Source organism: Flavobacterium poyangense, assembly GCF_011751075.1.
In the GTDB taxonomy this organism is placed as follows: Bacteria; Bacteroidota; Bacteroidia; order Flavobacteriales; family Flavobacteriaceae; genus Flavobacterium; species Flavobacterium poyangense.
In genome coordinates, this window is sequence record NZ_JAALLN010000144.1 from 1 (window position 1) to 603 (window position 603).

The 603-nt window shown below is 48.6% G+C and carries 2 protein-coding genes; both read right to left on the reverse strand.

Annotated elements, in window-relative coordinates; translation table 11 throughout:
- On the reverse strand, positions 1-115 hold a 115-nt coding region (locus tag G3A47_RS25150; RefSeq protein WP_458294233.1), incomplete at its 3' end, for a DUF7231 family protein.
- Positions 116-211: 96 nt separating this feature from the next.
- Positions 212-603 (reverse strand): hypothetical protein (locus tag G3A47_RS23040; RefSeq protein WP_208328428.1); only part of this gene is annotated, 392 nt, incomplete at its 5' end.

A 603-nucleotide genomic window follows, 5' to 3' on the forward strand; every position in this document is an offset into this window, starting at 1 on the left:
GCACAACCTCCACTCCCGGCAGCTTCTCTTCCAGTAGAACTTTGATCAACCGAGAACCCAGTCCGGCTCCAACAATCACAATCTTTCTTGGCTTGTCTGTCATGTTCCTGTCCATGAAAAAGAGGATAGAGCAATAATACCCTATCCCCCTTTATTGAAGAACGATTAGTCTTCAGATTCTACTTTGCCGCCTCGTAGATCCCGAACTGGTTTACCGTCCGGTGCCCTCAACACCAGTCAGGCCAGTCAGCAGATTTTCAGCCGCTTCACGTTTGATCTGAGCATCGATGGCAGGAGCGTTCTTGTTAGCCCACTCTTCTACAACCGCGTTCAGGAAGCCATCGACTTTGGTCGCGATTTCCATCAAGTGAGACTCTTTCAGTTGAGCAATCTCAGCCTGATGAGCTTCAACCAGACGCAGGCGCTCAATGTTGGCAGCGTTTTCGGTTTCTTGAATAGCGGTCAGGCGAGCGGCTTCTACTTTAGATTCCAGCAGACCAGACACTTTATCCAGGAAGTCGGTGCTGAGGCCGTTAACGCCCTCAAACAGTTTTTGCAATTCAGGTTTCATGATTGTTTCCTTCTGAACGATTTTCAGTATTT